14 protein-coding genes are annotated in these 16,200 nt (G+C 71.7%); 4 read left to right on the top strand and 10 right to left on the bottom strand.

Annotation, left to right across the window (positions count from 1 at the left end; genetic code table 11):
• The first annotated feature begins 74 nt into the window (after positions 1–74).
• On the top strand, positions 75–1,637 hold the full coding sequence (locus WC969_08615) for a TldD/PmbA family protein (GenBank protein MFA6029901.1): 1,563 nt from the start codon (positions 75–77) through the stop codon (positions 1,635–1,637).
• The gene (locus WC969_08610) at positions 1,634–3,289 is read left to right on the top strand and encodes a metallopeptidase TldD-related protein (protein ID MFA6029900.1); all 1,656 of its coding nucleotides are present in this window, start codon (positions 1,634–1,636) and stop codon (positions 3,287–3,289) included. The genes WC969_08615 and WC969_08610 overlap by 4 nt, the downstream gene beginning before the upstream one ends.
• Positions 3,290–3,427: 138 nt before the next feature.
• Here the strand turns inward: WC969_08610 and WC969_08605 are convergent, their stop codons facing one another.
• From WC969_08605 to WC969_08575, 7 genes are read right to left on the bottom strand one after another with little or no spacing between them, the layout of a single operon-like run.
• Positions 3,428–5,278: a hypothetical protein gene (locus tag WC969_08605; protein MFA6029899.1), complete on the bottom strand. Its 1,851-nt coding sequence runs from the start codon at positions 5,276–5,278 to the stop codon at positions 3,428–3,430.
• A gap of 23 nt (positions 5,279–5,301) precedes the next feature.
• Positions 5,302–6,075: a methyltransferase domain-containing protein gene (locus tag WC969_08600; protein MFA6029898.1), complete on the bottom strand. Its 774-nt coding sequence runs from the start codon at positions 6,073–6,075 to the stop codon at positions 5,302–5,304.
• Positions 6,072–7,823: a glycosyltransferase family 39 protein gene (locus tag WC969_08595; protein MFA6029897.1), complete on the bottom strand. Its 1,752-nt coding sequence runs from the start codon at positions 7,821–7,823 to the stop codon at positions 6,072–6,074. The genes WC969_08600 and WC969_08595 overlap by 4 nt, the downstream gene beginning before the upstream one ends.
• The gene (locus WC969_08590) at positions 7,820–8,701 is read right to left on the bottom strand and encodes a class I SAM-dependent methyltransferase (GenBank protein MFA6029896.1); all 882 of its coding nucleotides are present in this window, start codon (positions 8,699–8,701) and stop codon (positions 7,820–7,822) included. Before WC969_08590 ends, WC969_08595 begins: the two co-directional genes overlap by 4 nt.
• A complete protein-coding gene (locus WC969_08585) occupies positions 8,698–9,429 on the bottom strand; it encodes a dolichyl-phosphate beta-glucosyltransferase (protein ID MFA6029895.1) in 732 nt (243 codons plus the stop codon). The genes WC969_08590 and WC969_08585 overlap by 4 nt, the downstream gene beginning before the upstream one ends.
• Complete coding sequence (locus tag WC969_08580; GenBank protein MFA6029894.1) at positions 9,426–10,544, bottom strand: glycosyltransferase family 1 protein; 1,119 nt, start codon at positions 10,542–10,544, stop codon at positions 9,426–9,428. The genes WC969_08585 and WC969_08580 overlap by 4 nt, the downstream gene beginning before the upstream one ends.
• Before the next feature lies 1 nt (position 10,545).
• Complete coding sequence (locus WC969_08575; GenBank protein MFA6029893.1) at positions 10,546–11,475, bottom strand: NAD-dependent epimerase/dehydratase family protein; 930 nt, start codon at positions 11,473–11,475, stop codon at positions 10,546–10,548.
• Between the two features lie 120 nt (positions 11,476–11,595).
• Between WC969_08575 and WC969_08570 the strand changes: the two genes are divergently transcribed.
• Both WC969_08570 and wecB read left to right on the top strand, forming a co-directional pair.
• Positions 11,596–12,207: a transposase gene (locus WC969_08570; protein ID MFA6029892.1), complete on the top strand. Its 612-nt coding sequence runs from the start codon at positions 11,596–11,598 to the stop codon at positions 12,205–12,207.
• 32 nt (positions 12,208–12,239) lie between these two features.
• Positions 12,240–13,316, top strand: a complete 1,077-nt coding sequence (wecB, locus tag WC969_08565) for a UDP-N-acetylglucosamine 2-epimerase (non-hydrolyzing) (GenBank protein ID MFA6029891.1) — start codon at positions 12,240–12,242, stop codon at positions 13,314–13,316.
• Here the strand turns inward: wecB and WC969_08560 are convergent.
• From WC969_08560 to WC969_08550, 3 genes are read right to left on the bottom strand one after another with little or no spacing between them, the layout of a single operon-like run.
• On the bottom strand, positions 13,313–14,311 hold the full coding sequence (locus tag WC969_08560) for a glycosyltransferase family 2 protein (GenBank protein ID MFA6029890.1): 999 nt from the start codon (positions 14,309–14,311) through the stop codon (positions 13,313–13,315). The two genes, wecB and WC969_08560, sit on opposite strands and share 4 nt — an antisense overlap.
• Complete coding sequence (locus WC969_08555; protein ID MFA6029889.1) at positions 14,308–15,528, bottom strand: glycosyltransferase family 39 protein; 1,221 nt, start codon at positions 15,526–15,528, stop codon at positions 14,308–14,310. The genes WC969_08560 and WC969_08555 overlap by 4 nt, the downstream gene beginning before the upstream one ends.
• Positions 15,495–16,181 carry a glycosyltransferase family 2 protein gene (locus WC969_08550; protein MFA6029888.1) on the bottom strand — a complete coding sequence of 229 codons (687 nt, stop codon included), beginning with the start codon at positions 16,179–16,181 and terminating at the stop codon, positions 15,495–15,497. Before WC969_08550 ends, WC969_08555 begins: the two co-directional genes overlap by 34 nt.
• Between the last annotated feature and the right edge of the window lie 19 nt (positions 16,182–16,200).

The following is a 16,200-nucleotide window of genomic DNA, read 5'->3' as shown; positions in this document are numbered from 1 at the left end:
AGCTCCTCGCTCTCCTGCTGCTCGCTCCCGCCGCCGGGGCCGGGGCGGGACCCGACGACGAGGTCTTTTCCGCCATGGAGGCGGAGCTCGCGCGCTCGATGAAGGGGCTCTCCCTCGAAGGCGAGGGGCCGCCCTACTTCCTCCTCTACCGGCTCACCGAGCGGCGGACCCGCAGCTGGTCGGCTTCCCTCGGGGCGCCGCTCGGCCGCTCCGAGCGCGAGGAGCGCACGCTCTACGTGGAAGCCCGCGTCGGCTCCCCGAAGCTCGACAACACGGGGCCGGGCTACAACGGCGTCAGCTCCCAGGCCACCGGCGGGGGCGAGACCCTGCGCCATCAGCTCTGGCGGCTCACGGACGCGGCGTACAAGAGCGCGCTCGCCGGCTGGCTCGAGAAGAAGGCCCGCCGCGCCGTGGAGCCGGACCCCGACGGGCTCCCCGACTTCTCCGTTGAGACCCCCGCGCGCGACGAGGAGCCTTCGCCCGTCTCCGAGCCGGGAGACTGGCCGGAGCGCGTGCGCGCCCTCTCGACGGTCTTCCGGGGCCGCCCGCATCTCCTCGACGGACACGCCTACGTCGACCTTCCGTGGACGCGGCGCTGGCTGATGACCACCGAGGGGACCCGCATCGCCTCCCCGGCGGAACAGGCGCCGGCGCGTCTGGTCGCCTTCGCGCGCACGCGCGCGGAGGACGGGATGGAGCTCGAGGCCCAGCGGAGCTGGGTCTCCCGAACGGCCGATGGACTACCCTCCCTCGAGGTGGCCCGCGCGGGCCTCGTGAAGATGCTCGACGAGCTCATGGCCGACCGCGCCGCGCCGCTACAGGAGCCCGTCGCGGCGCCCGCGCTCGCCGACCCGGATTTCTCCTCCGTGCTCTTCCATGAGGCGCTGGGCCACAAGCTCGAGGGCCAGCGTCAGCGCGACCCCGCGCAGAGCGGACTCTTCCGCGACCGGGTCGGCCAGCGCATCCTGCCCGAGTTCATCAGCCTCTACGACGACCCGACGCTCGAGGAGCTCGGGGGGAAGCCGTCGCACGGCGGCTACCGCTACGACGACGAGGGGGTCGCGGCACGGCGCGCGACGCTCGTCGACCACGGCGTGCTGAAGGGCTTCCTGATGTCGCGCTGGCCCGCGAAGGGCTTTCCGGCTTCGAACGGGCACGGCCGCGCCGAGCCGTCCCGGCATCCCGTCGCCCGGATGGCGGTGCTCGTCGTCGAGGCCCATGTCCGGACGCCGGTCGCCGAGCTCAAGCGCCGCCTCATGCGTCTATGCCGCGAGAGCGGCAAGTCCTACGGCTTCCTCCTCGTGGGCGCGTATTCCGGCCAGAACGACGTCTCCCGCGCCCTGGCGCAGACCCTCGAGGTGCGGCCGCGGCGCGTGCTGCGGGTGGACGCGCGCACGGGGAAGGAGACCCCGGTGCGAGGGGTGAAGCTCGTCGGCACTCCGCTGACCCTCCTCAACCGCATCGTCGCCGCGGGCGACGACACGGCTCCGCTCAACACCCACCATTGCGGAGCCGAATCCGGGATGGTCTCCGTCGGCCAGGCCGCGCCGAGCCTCCTCATCTCGGAGGCCGAGTTCCAGCGGCTTCCCGAGGAGCGCGCGCGTCTCCCCGTGCTGCCCTCGCCCCTCGAGCGATGAAGATCCTTTTCCCGCTGCTCCTGCTCGCCCTGCCGCTGCGCGCCGCGGAGACCTCGGCCGACGAGGAGGCGTTGGATGTCGCGGTGCGCACCGAGATCGCGCGCGCCACCTCGACGCTGCGCGTCGACGACAACCCCGCCCCGTATTTCATCGCCGCTCGGGTCGCGGACGCGGAGCGCTCCACGCTGCGCTGCGTCCTCGGCGGCCTCGGCTCCCGCGTGCAGAGCGCGGAGCGCGAACTCACCGTCGACCTGCGCGTCGGTTCCCCTCAGCTCGACAACCACCCCGCCGGTCCGTGGGTCGCCGACCGCGGACGCCAGCTCCCGCGCGACGGCGACGTGAAGGCTCTGCGCCACATGCTCTGGGTCCAGTTCGACCGAGACTACCGAGGAGCGCTCTCCGGCTGGCTCGGCCGCAAGGCGCAGCGCGTGCGCAAGGGCAAGGCCGACTATGAGTGCGACGACCTCGCGCCCGAGCCGCCGCATGTCCTCGTCGAACCGGCCCCCGCCGCCCCGCGCATCCCCGCGCAGGGGGGGGAGGCGCTCTGCCGGACCCTCAGCGCCGGGATGCGCCGCCCCCAGCTCACCAGCTCCGAGGTCATCCTTTCGGAGGAGCGCGGCCGCCGGCGCCTGTGGACGAGCGAAGGCACCCGGCTCCTCCTCGATGAGGGTCACGCCGCGCTGACGCTCTACGCCCGCGCGCTCAGCCGCGAGGGGACCGAGCTCACGCTCAATCGCAGCTTCCTCGCCCCCGACGCGGACCGCCTGCCTTCCGCGCAGCGCCTGCGGGCCGAGGCCGCGGGCCTCCTCGAAGACATCGACGCCCTGCGCGCGGCGCCGTCGACCGCGCCCTTCAACGCCCCGGCGCTCCTCGACCCCAGCGTCGCCGCGGCGGTGCTGGAGGCTTTCTCGGCGCGGCTCTCGGGAGAGGAGCAGCGCGACCCCGCGGGGGCGCAGACCTTCGGCGGCAAGCTCGGCGCCCGCGTGGCGCCGGCCTTCCTCACGCTCGTCGACGACCCGACCCTCTCGGAATATCGCGGCCGCGCGCTGCTGGGCGGCTACCGGGCCGACGACGAGGGGGTGCCGGCACGGGCGGTGACGCTCATCGAGAAAGGGCGGCTCAGGAACTACCTGCTCTCGCGCTACCCGCTCTCCGGCGCCCTGCGCTCCAACGGGCATGGGCGCGCGGCGTCGGGCCGTCTGCCCAAGGGGCGCGCATCGAACCTCTTCCTGCGCCCGGCCCGGACGCTCTCCCGCGACGCCCTGCTCGCGCGCCTGCGCGCTCTCTGCCGCGCCAGGGGGCTGCCCTACGGGCTCTGGATCCAGCGCCGCAACTCCTGGACCCAGCGTTCGGGGACCTCGGGCCGTCAGTCCTTCCGTCTCGTTCCCACGCGCGTCTATCTGGTGGACGCCGCGAGCGGCGCGCGGACCCTCGTGCGGGACCTGGACCTGGTGGGGACCCCGCTCGCCCTCATCGAACGCGTCGCCGAGGCCGGCGACGACTACGAGGTCGTGGATTCCGAACTGGACCGGGATTCGGGGCGCCTGCCGATGAGCGTCGTCACGCCCTCGCTGCTCCTCTCGGAAGCGGAACTGCAGAGCTCGAGCGCGAAGCCCGAGCGGCCGCCGGTCCTGCCTGCACCCGGGTTCTAAGAAGGTTTCTTTTCCCCATTGCCCTCCCCTACGGGGCGGGGCAGGGGTGGGGGAATGCCTGTGGGACGGAGTTTATGCCCCCTTCCATGTCCCTCCCCGTGGGGGAGGGGAGTAAGGAAAGGACGTTCTTACTGGACGTTACTTGAACTGATAGATCCGTACCCCCGGGTTCTCGAAGACGAGGCGGCCGCCGCGCTTCTCGGGCTTCACGCTCAGGTAGGGCTCGTCGAGCTTCCCCACCCAGAGCCAGTAGGGAGGCGGCAGCGGCTTTTCCTCGCGGTAGTAGCGCAGGATCTCGTCGCGATGGAGCAGGCGCCTCGCCTCGCGGATGCCCTCATAGGCGAGCAGGAAGACCGGCCAGGTGGCCTCCTCGGCCCGTTCCAGCGAGACGTCGCGGTTGAAGTAGGCCGTCTGCTGCTTGAGGTCGTCCTTGCGGACGAAGTCGTCGTAGCGGTCCGCGAGGATGCGCTCCGGGTCGGCGCCCGCGGTCTTCAGCGTGCGCGCGAAGCCGCGCAGGATGCGCTCGGTCGAGAGCGGCATGCTGTAGGACGTCGCCCCGTCGCTGACCAGCGCGCGGGCGCCGACGTTGAGGGCGATCTGCTGGGTCGTCGGGCCGGAGATCGAGAGGAGGTGCGCCTCGGCCGGGAGCTTTTCCTTCGCCCAGCGGAGACCTTCCTCCATATGGCGCGGGGTGCCGAATATGCGGTAGTGCGTGTCCGACCAGGCTTTCTCGCGCAGGAACACCCAGGCGAAGACGACGGCGACGAGGACGAGCGCGTGCCGGCGCGCCCAGGCGAGCCGTTCGGGCCGCTCGAGCGCCCAGCACAGAGACGCCAGCGCGAGCGCGACGGCGCCGATGCGCGCGAGGTGTCCGTAGAACTGGAGCTCATAGCCCGTCAGCAGAGAGATCCCTCCCGAGAAGAAGACGAGACACGCTCCCGACGCCCAGAAGCCCCAGGCCAGGCGGCGCGTGCCGTCCGCCTTGAGGGCCTTGCGCCAGAACAGCGCGGCCCAGAGCAGGAAGAAGAGGGCGGGCCACTTGAACTCCCGCTCGTAGATCCCGCAGCGCAGGATGACGTCGCCCACGACGTCGCGGGTCAGGCGGCCGGCCAGCGCGTAATAAGCGCCCGAGAGCGGGAGGGAGACCGCGTTGGCCAAGGCGAGGTTGAAGAGGGTCGCGGGCGCGGCTCCGAGGCCCCAGGCGGCGGCGAGGAAGAGCGCGCCCGTGCCGACTCCGTAGACCCACTCGAAGGGGTGGGCCAGCGCGAGCAGGGAAAGGAGGAGGCCGCAGAGCAGGGCGGAGAGCGGGCGGCGCTTCCCTGAAGCCGCGAGCGCGAAGAGTCCCGCCAGCGCGAGCGCGAGCATCAGTGCGGTCATGCCCGGGGTCGGCAGGCGCATCCACTGCACCTGGCCCGTCGCGTATGCGAGGAAGAGGAAGGCCCAGTTGGGGAGCGCGCGCAAGGGGAAGTGGACGACGAGGAAGAGGTGGACGACGGAGTCGATGAAGAAGAACAATCCGACCGCGCCCAACAGGGCGAGTCGCGCGTCTCCGCTCCAGCGGCGCAGGACCTGCTGGAAGAGCAGTACCCAGAGCGTCGCGAAGGAGGCCGCCGCGAGGACCCAGCCCCAATGGAGGCTCCCTCCGGCGAGCAGAACGAAGGGCGCGAGCGGGAAGAACATCAGGCAGTCGAAGAGCCAGGACTTCAGCGAGCGGTCCCCGAGGTAGGGGTCGTAGGGAAGGCCGCGGCGCAGGAGCTCGGCCACCTTGATCGCGTAGATGCCCTCCTCGATGTTCTTCGCGGTGATGAGCAGCGGCGAGGCGTAGGCGAAGCTCCCGTTGTTCCCGACGCTCTCCCATCGCGCGGGCAGCTCGCGCGCGGCTTTCGCGCGCAGGTGGCTCATGTAGAGCGGCGCGAGCAGGAAGGAGAGGAAGGTCCCCGCCAGGACGAGGATCAGCGGCCAGCGCGACGGCGTCTCTTCGTGTGCCATTCTTCGAACCTCTGTCGTGCCCGTCATCCCGTCACGCGGACGACGGCCGCGATCGACGTCCCGAAGGGCGCGGGCAGGATGCCCAGCCAGGCCCGCTCGAGCGCCCCGAGGCTCTTGAGCGTCCCGTCGAGCCAGCCCGGGACCTCGGGGAACTCCGCGCCGGCGCCCCCGCCGCCGAGCAGGCGGCGCGAGACCCAGGCCGGCGGCAGAGCGAAGGAGAAAAGGTGGCTCGTCCACAGCGTCTGGTAGCCGGCGCCGTCGAAGAGCTCCGCCAGCTCCGGGCGCGTGTAGCGCCGCAGGTGTCCGAGGCGCTCGTCCCAGGCCGAGTAGAGCCCGGGATACGCCGGCACGGTGATGAGCCCCAGCGCGCCGGGGGCGAGGTGGGGGCGCAGGCCGAGCAGGACGTTCTCCGGCTCGCGCAGATGCTCGAGGACGTCGAGCAGGGTGAAGACGCCGATCCCCTGCGGGCAGCCCGGGATCTCGCCGCGCTCGAGGTCCCCGCGGATGAAGTCGACGCCGTTGCGGCGGCACGGTTCGGCGAGGCGCGCGTCGACGTCCACGCCCACGGGCGCCTCGGGTCCGCGCAGCCCCGCCGCGAGGAGGCCCTGCGCGAGCACCGCGGTGCTCGCGCCCGGGCCGCAGCCCAGATCGACGTAGCGCCCGCGCGAGGGCGCGCCGAAGCGGCGGGCGAGCATGAGCGTCGTGCGCGCGCGGTGGACGTGCCACCAGTAGGTGCGCGCCAGACGGTCGAGCTGCGCGAGGTGTCCAGCCGGAAGCAGGTGCGGTTCGGCGCTCATGACGCCCTCCCCTGTCGGCGGTAGACCGTGAAGGAAGGGTTCGCCGTCGTCGCGGTCGGATGGATGCCCAGCCAGGGCAGCAGGGGCGCGGGCTCGAAGTCCGCCGCCTTCCCATAGGACTTCAGGACGGCGAGCGCCTCGGGTCGGCGGAAGACCTGCATCTGCGGCACGACGATCCAGTCGGGCAGGGCGGAGGGCGGGAGCTTCTCCGCGTCGCGGTAGTCGAGGAAGACGAGGGGGAAGCGGTCGAGCCGGAAGTAGGGGGAGTTCGCCGGCCGCGGCAGCTCCCAGAGACCTACGCTCTCCCCGGGCCGCACGTGCTCCTCGAGCCAGAGTCCCGCGCGACGATGCGTCGAGGCGGGCCCGTCGGCCGCGGCGAAGTTCGCGCAGACGTTGGCCGCGCTCAGCGCGAGGTGCAGGAGCGCGGCGCCGGCCAGGACGCGCGCGGTCTGCGCGCGCGCGGCACGCAGACGCTCCCATGAGAGCGCGCAGAGGAGCGCGCCGAAGGCGACGGAGGCGAGGACGTAGCGGATGCCGCGGCTCTGCACGGACGCGGCGGTGTAGAGGGCGGGGAGCAGGGAGAGCAGGAAGGCCGCGCCGAGCAGGCGGCGGCGGTCGTCGGCCGCGCGCAGGGCGAGCCACGCGCCCGCGAAGGCGGCGAGCTCGAAGGGCCAGGTGAGCGCCAGGCGCATGGGGACCGCGAGGAAGCGCGCGAGCGCGGCGGGAGAGAGCGTGGAGTAGCCCGCCTGCACCGCGAGTTCTGCGCGCACCCCGGGGAGGTCGGCGAGCCAGTAGGGGTTCACGGCGAAGAAGGCGGCGGCGGCCGCGCCGGCCGCCAGGAGGAGGCCCTTGAGTTCGCCGCTCCACCGCTCTCCCCGGCGCAGGCGCAGGACGGCGGCGGCCGCGGGGAGGAGCCCGGCGTAGACGGCCACCGAGAAGGTCCCCGCCGCGAGGCCCGCCGCGGCGCCCGCCGCGGCCCAGCGCCGCATCCGGCCTTCCTCGAGGAGGAGCAGGCAGGCGTGGAAGCAGGCGAGGAGGCCGAGCGGCCAGAGCGTGTGCTGCTTCATGACGTGCGCCTGGACGAGGACCCCCGGCGAGAGCGCGTAGACGAGCCCCGCGAGCAGCGGAGCGGAGCCGGTGAGCCCGAGCCGCCGGGCCAGCGCCATGAGGTAGAGGGCTCCGAAGAGCATCATCGCCAGCGAGAAGAGCCGGCCGGAGAGATAGAGTCCCGCGAGCCCCTCGGGGCGCGCGAAGTAGTCGGTGAGGTCGCGCGAGAGCCGGCCCAGGCCGAGCAGCGTCGAGCCGCCCATCCAGGCGCCGAGCGGATAGAGGTAGCCTCCGCCGTAGAGGTACATGCGCGGCCGGAAGTCGAGCTGCCGGGGCTTCATCTTCGCGAAGAGGAGGAGGAAGGTCTGCTCGTCGTCGTGGGCGGAGCGCAGGTAGAAGGAGCGGATGGGGTTCAGGAGGATCGCCGGCGGCTTCGTCCAGCCGCCCGGCGCGCTCTGCAGGCCCTGGAAGCTCGTGGCCTCCTGCGAGGCCAGCATGAGGTTCTCGCCGAGGGCCGCGTGCATGCGCTTCCAGCTCTCTTGGAGCTCGGCGTGGAAGGAGGGCGTGTCGAGGCCCGGCGGCAGGGTCCAGGCCAGGTGCGCGCGAGAGGGGAGGAGCCAGCCGATGCCCCAGAGGCCGAGAGAGAGGACCGCGGCGCTCACGAGCGCGGCCTGCGCGAGGGGACGGTTCCAGAACCTCAAGCGTCCGCCTTGCGCGCGTAGACGGTGACCACGTCGCGGAAGTTGAAGCGCACGGAGAGCCGGCCGAGGGCGGTGTCGTCGAGGAGGCGGCGGAAGGGGTCGACGAGCCCGGAGGGGAGGATGTAGCTGAGGCGGAAGAGGCAGAGCGAGAGGGAGGCCCAGCGGGGCTCGAAGACGTCGCGCGCGACGCGCAGACCCCGCTCGCGGAGGAAGCGGTGCAGGCCGCTATGGGTGAAGTACCAGAGGTGCGTGGGGGGGATGTAGATGTGCCAGCGCCGGCCGAGGAGGCGGGCGAAGAGGCTCATGCGGTCGCCCTGCTGGACGACGAGGACCCCGCCGGGGCGCAGCAGGCGCACGGCCTTGTCGAGCATCGCGAGCGGGCGCGGCACGTGGTCGAGCACGTCGAAGAGGGTGACGGCGTCGAAGGGCCCGCGGTCCTCGGGGAAGTCGAGCGCGTCGCCGACGAACATCCGGATCTCGGGCGGCGGCGGGCTCGCGCGCAGGAAGTCCTCGGAGACCTCGATGCCGTGCTTCTCCCAGCCCGGGCCCAGCGCCGCGAGGAAGGAGCCGTTCGCGCAGCCGATGTCGAGGACCCTGCGGGGGCCGCCGCGGCGCGGGAGCAGCTCTTCGAGCAGGGCGGCGCGCAGGGCGAAGCTCCGTGCGTGCTGGGCGGACTCGGCCGCGTAGTCGGTGTAGCCGTAGCGCGAGCGGTCGCCCTGGAAGTAGGGGAGGGTGTAGATGGCGCGGATCTCGGCGTCGGAGGGCAGCGGCTCGACGCCGGCCGTCCCGCAGGCGGCGCAGGCGTCGATGCGCCGGCCGAACTTCTCGATGTGGAAGCGGCGCTCGCCGCCGCAGAGCGGGCAGCGGCTCGTCCTCATGGCTTCGCGCGGTACATCCCGCGCAGGGCGTTCCAGCGGATGAGGACGAGCTCCCAGAAGGAGCGCGGCACGTCGATGAGGACGCGGACCTTCGAGCCCGCCTCGTCGTTCCAGGTCACCGGGACCTGCTCGATGCGCAGGCCCGCGCGCTTCGCCAAAAAGAGGATCTCGCCGTCGAAGCCCCAGCGCTCGAGGAGCTGAAGGGGGAACACGGCGGCGCTCGCCCGGTCGGTGAAGCATTTGAAGCCGCAGGTGAAGTCGACGACGTCCTCGACGAGGGCCCAGCGGCACAGGCGCGTGAATCCCATGCCGAGCAGGCGGCGCGGGAGGAACTGCGGGCGGGCGAGGTTCGCTCCGGGGAGCCGGCGGGAGGCGATGACGACGTCGGCCCCGGCGGCCAGGAGCGGGCGGAAGCGGTCGAACTCGGCCATCGCGGTCGAGCGGTCCGCGTCGCGGAAGAGGCGCCAGCGTCCCTTGGCCTCGAGCATGCCGAGGCGCACGGCCGCGCCCTTGCCGCGGTTCTCCGGCAGCCGCACGAGGCGGATGCGCGGCTCGCGGCGCGCCTGCTCCTCGACGTAGGCCCGGGTGCCGTCGACGCTGCCGTCGTCGGCGATGACGACCTCCCAGCTCTCCGGCGCGCGGCGCAGGTAGTCGAGGGTCTCGGCGAGGGCCGGACCCAGCCGCTTCTCCTCGTTGTAGGTCGGGATGACGACGGAGAGGTCGATCATCGAGCCCCCGCGAGCAGCTCCTCGTAGACGGCGAGGGTGCGGCGCGCGGCTTCCTGCCAGGAGAAGAGCTTCACGCGCTCCAGGCCCCTCTCGGCGAGGCGCGCGCGCAGGGCGGGGTCCATCGCGACGCGTTCCATGGCATCGGCGAGCGCATCGGGGTCGGGCGCCGGGAGCAGGCCGGCCTCGCCGATGGTCTCGGGCAGCGCCCCGGCGTTGACGCCGATGACCGGGGTCCCGCAGGCCATCGCCTCGGCCGCGGGGAGCGCGAAGCCCTCCTCGGTGGAGGGGCAGACGCAGGCGTAGGCGTCCTGGAAGAGCGTGTGCACGCGGTCCTGCGGGACGAGGCCGAGGAAGTCGGCGTGCATCCGCATGCCCGTCTGCTCGAGTCGGTGCTCGAGCCAGGCCTGGTCTTCGCCCGGCGCTCCCGCGAAGACGAGGCGGTGGCGCAGGTCGGGGCGGCGTGCCTTCATGCGGCAGAAGGCCTCGACGAGGAGGCGCGGCCGCTTCTGCGGGCGGGTCATGCCGACGAACAGGAAGTAGGGAGGGTCCTTCGGCGGGCGGCCCGAGGGCGCGAAGTGCGGCTCGGGACCGCCATAGGGGATGATGGCGAACTTCTCGTTCGGCGTCCCCCAGGCCTTCGTGCACTCGCGCGCGCAGTGTTCGGAGATGGAGATGATCTTCGCCGACTGGCGCACCGAGCGCTCGGTGAGCTTCTCGAAGTAGAACTTGTTCCAGACGCCCTTGAAGTCCCAGAGGCCCGAGAAGTGCAGGGTGATCGTCGAGGGGATGCGTTCGAGCGGCGGGGTCCGCGTGCCCAGGCCGTGGACGACCTGCACGCCGAGCCTTTCGAGGAAGTTCTCATGCCAGCGCAGTCCGAGGTACTCCTCGGCGGGGTAGAGCAGGCACTGCGGCAGGCGGCGGAACTCGGTGCGGAAGTTGGGGAGCTTCGGGATGCGCAGCGCGTCGCCGCGCTCGGGGAAGCCGCGCCAGTAGGCGCCGAAGACGACGTACTCGTGCTGGGGACCGACCTCGGCGAGCGCCTGGAGGAGGCACTCGTTGTAGCGGCGGTAGCCGCCGCCGGCGAGCGCCCCGGTGATCTCCAGGCCGATGCGCACGCTACCTTCCCGTCTCCCGGCAGTACCAGGCGATCGTGCGCTCCAGGCCCGTCTCGAGGTCCACCCTGGGGCGGTAGCCCGCGTGGCGGCGGGCGAGCGACCAGTCGGCGCGCCGCCGCCGCGTGCGGTCCCAGCCGCGCTGGGGCTTGCGCTCGAGCGGGACGGTGCTGCCGACGAGGCGGTTGATCGTCCGGGCCAGGTCGACGATGGCCGTCTCCTTCCCGGTGCCGAGGGCGTAGACGCGGCGCGGGTCGACGCGGCGCGAGCGCGCGACGAGCAGCGTCCCGCGCACGATGTCGTCGACGAAGGTGAAGTCGCGGGTCTCCCGTCCCGTGCCGGTCACCGGCAGGGGCAGGCCGCGCAGCGCGAGGTCGATGAAGTTGATGACGACGTTGCGGTAGCGGCCGGGGAACTCCCCCGGCCCGTAGCAGTTGTAGTAGCGCAGGACCCGCAGCGGCACGCCGCGCGCGGCGCGGTACCAGCGGCCGCAGAGCTCTCCGGCGTACTTCGAGGCCATGTAAGGGGTGCTGAAGCCGTCGACGAGCCCCTCCTCCAGGTCGCCCGTGAGCGAGGAGGTGGAGGCGAAGGCCAGGGCCCGGAGCCCGCGCAGGCGCGATGCGGCGTCGAGCAGCAGCACGGTCCCGAGGGCGTTGGTGCGGAAGTCGCGCACGGGATGGTCGACGGAGTTCTGGTTGGCGAAGAAGGCGGCCAGGTGGTAGATCTCCTGAAAGGGCGTGCGCAGGACCCGCGCCAGCAGGCGCTCGTCGGCCACGTCGCCGCGCACGAGCCGTGCGCGCTTCGGGACGAGGTCGAGCCGCCCCGAGCTGCCGTCGTCGAGCACCGTCACCGCCGTGCCCCGCTCGCGCAGCAGCGCGTCCACGAGGTTGCGCCCGATCGCCCCCGCCCCGCCCGTCACAAGTACCTGTTTCATATCGCGCCCGCGATTATACCTATTGTCATGACACCTGGTTTCCTCACACCAGGTGTCCGGACACCTGGTGTGAGGAAACCAGGTGTGGAACTATTTCACCTGGTCGCGCGTAGTCTCTGTATGGCGAAGTGGGATGGCGGGCATTTCGAGGGAGCGATTCTTCATGTTACTACCCGTGGGAACGGCGGGAAGACGGTTTTCGAGGATGATGCGGATGTCGAGATCTTTATGCGCGGGCTGGAGAAGTCGAAGCATAAGTTCGGATTCGATTTGTTCGCATATTGCCTGATGCCGAACCACCTTCATTTGCTCTTGAGGGTCTTGCAAAACCCCGTCTGGAAGGTGATGCATTCGGTTCTCATGCGCTATGCAAAAGCCTTCAATCGGCGGCGCGGTGTTCGTGGGCATCTGTTCGAAGACAATTACTATCCGGTGTTATGCGAGCGGGATGAGCAGTTCATGGAGATGGTGCGGTATATCCACTTGAACCCCGTGCGGGCGGGGTTGGCGGGGATGCCTGGGGATTGGCGGTGGTCCAGCTGGGCGGCTTTGGCGGAGGGGGTGCCGGACCCGCTCATCGATGAGGCGTTCGTGCTCGGGATCTTCGGCACGGAGACTGAGCGGGCGCGGGCGGAACTGCGGCGCTTCGTCCTCAGCGGGATGGCGCGGCCGCGCGAGGAGGAGCGGATCTATGCTCCCGGCCTGAGGGCTCCCTGGATGGGGACCGCCTGAAAATGTCGACGGCAAAGAGCTATCATATGCCCGTGAGGATCCTCCACGTCGTCGGCGCGCGGCCGAATTTCATGAAGGCCGCCCCGGTGCTCAAGGCGCTCGCGGCCCGCGGCCACGAGCAGCTGCTCGTGCACACCGGTCAGCACTACGACGCCAACATGTCGGAGCTCTTCTTCCGGCAGCTCGGCCTGCCGGCGCCCGACGTCAACCTCGAGGTGGGCTCGGGCTCCCACGGCGCCCAGACCGCGCAGGTCATGGAGCGTCTCGAGCCCGTCCTCCTCGAGCGCCGCCCCGAGCTCGTGCTCGTCTACGGCGACGTGAACTCGACGGTCGCCGCCGCTCTGCTCTGCGCGAAGATGCCGCTGCCCGTGGGGCACGTCGAGGCGGGGCTGCGCTCCTTCGACCGCGCGATGCCCGAGGAGGTCAACCGCATCGTCACCGACCAGGTGGCCGACCTGCTCTTCACCCCCTCCGCCGACGCCGATGAGAATCTGCGGCGCGAGGGCGTCGCCGCGACCAAGATCCGCCGGGTCGGCAACGTGATGATCGACACCCTGGTCGGGCTCCTCCCCCAGGCATGCCGGCCCGACCTCCCGGGACTGCCGGAGCGCAGCGTGCTGGTCACCCTGCACCGGCCCTCGAACGTCGACGATCCGACGACCTTCGCCCGCATCTTCAAGACCCTCGACGCCGCCGCGCGCAAGGCGCCGGTCGTCTTCCCGGTGCACCCGCGCACGCGCCGGCGCATGGAGGGGCTCGGCCTGAAGCCCTCGAGCGAGGCCTTCCACCTTCTCGAGCCGCTCGGCTATCTCGAGTTCCTCGCGCTTCAGAAGACGGCGCTCGCCGTCGTCACCGACTCGGGCGGCGTGCAGGAGGAGACGACCTTCCTCGGCGTGCCCTGCCTCACCGTGCGCGAGAACACCGAGCGGCCGGTCACCATCGAGACCGGGACCAACCTCCTCGTCGGCCAGGACATGGAGAAGCTCGAGCGGGAGCTCGGGCGCATCCTCGAGGGGCGGGGCAAGAAGGGCGAGGTGCCTCCGCTCTGGGACGGGCGGGCCTCCGAGCGCATCGCCGAGGCCGTCGCCCGCTGGCAGTCCGGCCGCTAGTCGACTTCCTTCCTCAGCAGCGGCTCCACCTTCGACAGGACGTCCCCGTACGATATCGGCGCGAACGCCGGGTGGAAGCGCGTCTTCAGCCAGAGGGCCCGCGCGGACTTGAGCGCACGCAGGAGCGCGGCAGGCGCGTAGCTGAACCACCATTCGGGGCGGGAGGCGGCGCCGGCGCCGAGCTCCCGGCGCAGGAACGGACGGACCTCGTCGGGGCGTCCGCCTTTGAGCAGGTAGCCGGCCATCTCGCAGGCGATCTGGGCGCGCAGCCGCCGTGTCTCGGCCTCGTCGGCCCCGGAGGCCGTGAGCGCCGTCATGGCCTCCTGGAAGTTCTCCTCCCAGCGCACGGTCAACTGTCCCTCGTGCATGCGGCGCACGGAGAGCGGCTCGCGCAGCACGGCGACCGGCAGGCCCTCGCGCAGGAAGCGGGCGAAGAGCTCCGTGTCGAGCGTCTTCATCTCCGTGCGGAAGAGACCCCAGCGCTCGAAGGCGTCGCGGCGGATGGCCACGTTGGTGGTCACGTAGGGCAGGCGTCCTTCCCCGATCGCGTAGTGGCCCGGGACGGGCCCTTCCGGGACCTCGCGCGCGGGGTCGAAGAGGAGGCCGACGACCCGGTCGAAGCGCAGCAGCCATGCGTTGGAGAAGAGGAAGCCGGCCTCGGGTCCCTGCTCGGCGCGCGTGCGGAAGGCGGCGAGCCTTCCCGGGAGCCAGAGGTCGTCGGAGTCGAGGAAGGTGACGAAGCGCCCGCGCGCCTCGCGCAGGGCCTTGTTGCGCGAAGCGTTCATCCCCTCGTTCTTCGGCGAGCGGATGACGCGGAAACGCGCGTCGCCGGCGCAGGCGTCGAGGACGGCGGCGGTGTCGTCGGTGGAGCCGTCGTCGACGACGAAGCACTCCCAGTCGGGGCAGTCCTGCCAGCGCACGGTCTCGAGCGCGCTGCGCAGCATGCGCGCGCGGTTGTAGGAAGGCACGATGACCGAGAAGAACGGGGCGCTCATGCGTCCTCCGGCCGTCGGCCCAGCAGGCGCAGGGCTCCCGCCGCGGCGAACACGACGAGGAAGGGCTCCAGCGGCGTGCGGTAGCGCAGCGAGGTGAAGAAGACGGAGTGGAGCAGTGAAAGGGTGACGAAGAGCGCGAAGACCGGCGCCGCGGCCGCCGAGCGGCGCACGGCCCAGGCCCCGAGCGCGGCGAGGAGGAAGAGGACGCTGAAATAGGCGGCCAGCACGGCGCGCACGCGGGGGTCGTGCGGGTCGTAGGGCCAAGGTCGCCAGTAGAGGAAGAACTTCCCGGCGACGATGCGCGCGGCCGCTCCGGGGTGCTCGCGCATGAACGTCTTCGTCTTGCGCGCGAAGTATTCGCCGGTCGCCGCGGCGTCGCGCGGGTCGAGCCCGGCGGCCACGGCCTCCTCCGTCATCGCGTAGGGCCGCCGGCGCACCTCCTCGCGGTCGAGCGTGAAGCCCTCCCAGAGGTTCCAGCCGCCGTTGACGGCGAGCGGGATGAAGCGGCCGTGGATGCGCAGGTTCCGCATGCCCCAGAGCGAGGGGCCGGCCGCCCAGCCCAGCGCGAGGAGTCCGGCGAGCGCCCAGGCGCGCGGCTCGCGCCGGCGCGGCCAGAGCAGCGCCGCGGCGAGGAACGGCGCGAAGGGGCCGAAGACGCTGCGCGTCAGCGAGGCCAGTCCGCCGAGGAGTCCCGTGCCGAGGGCCCCCAGGGCCGAGGGCGAGGCGAGCGCGGCCTGCAGCGCGAGGAAGAAGCAGAGCTCGACGAAGACGAAGAAGGGCTCCGACTGCGGCTGGACGGCGAAGAAGACGAGGAGCGGGTCGAAGGCGGCCCAGAGGCCGGCGAGCCGGGCGGGGGTCTCGCCGAAGGCGCGCCGCGTCCAGAGCCCGAGCAGCAGAGGACTCGCGCTCGAGAGCAGGACGTTGGCGAGCTGCACCGCGAGGAGGCTCGGCCGGCCGAGGACTCCGAGGAGCAGGTAGATCCAGAAGGGGAAGGCCGGCGGGTGCGTCACGTCGAGCCACGGCGGCCCCCAGCCGTGCCAGAAGTTGGCGATCGTGAAGTAGGGGTCGTAGCCGAAGCGGTCGGTGAAGCCGCGGCTCTGCCAGACCCAGAGCCAGGCCAGGCGCACGGCCAGCGCGCAGAGGAAGGTCCCCAGCCACCAAGCGCGGGCGGGGACGGCCGCGATCAGCCGACGAGTCGGATCTTGAGCAGCGTCCACAGGGCGATGACCCCGTCCTTCCATCGGATCTTCTTGCCTTCCTCGATGGAGCGGGGCCGGTAGCGGATGGGGGTCTCGACGATGAGGTGCCCGCGCTTGAGCAGCTTGGCGGTCACCTCCGGGCAGAACTCGAAGCCCGTGCACTGGAGGTCGAGCGAGCGCAGCAGCTCGGTGCGCACGAGCTTGTAGCAGGTCGGCTCGTCGGTGATGCGGGTCAGGAAGAGGAGGCTCGTCCACAGCGAGATGAAGCGCCCGCCCCAGTAATAGCGCCGGTAGGAGGCCGGGTTCTCGGTGCGGAGGATGCGCGAACCGTAGACCGCCGGGGCGCCCGCCGCCGCGAGCTCGAGGAGGCGGGGGATGTCCTCGGGGTCGTACTCGAGGTCGGCGTCCTGGACCAGGAGATAGTCTCCGGTGGCCTGCTCGAGGGCCGTGCGCACCGCCGCGCCCTTCCCGCGGTTCTTCGGATGGCGCAGGACCTTCAGGCGAGCGTCGCGCAGGACGGAGAGGGCGTCGGCCGTGCCGTCGGTGGAGCCGTCGTCGACGACGAGGAGCTCCAGGCGCACCGGGAGCTTGAGCGCGAGCAGACGCTCGACGACCCCGCGGATCGTGCGGGCCTCGTTGAAGGCGGGCACGACGATGCTCAGCGAGTTCACGCCGCCATTCTACCTATTT

It is taken from the genome of Elusimicrobiota bacterium, assembly GCA_041660925.1.
Lineage (GTDB): Bacteria > Elusimicrobiota > Elusimicrobia > UBA1565 > UBA1565 > JBAZUV01.
This window is presented reverse-complemented; position numbering and strand designations above follow the sequence as displayed.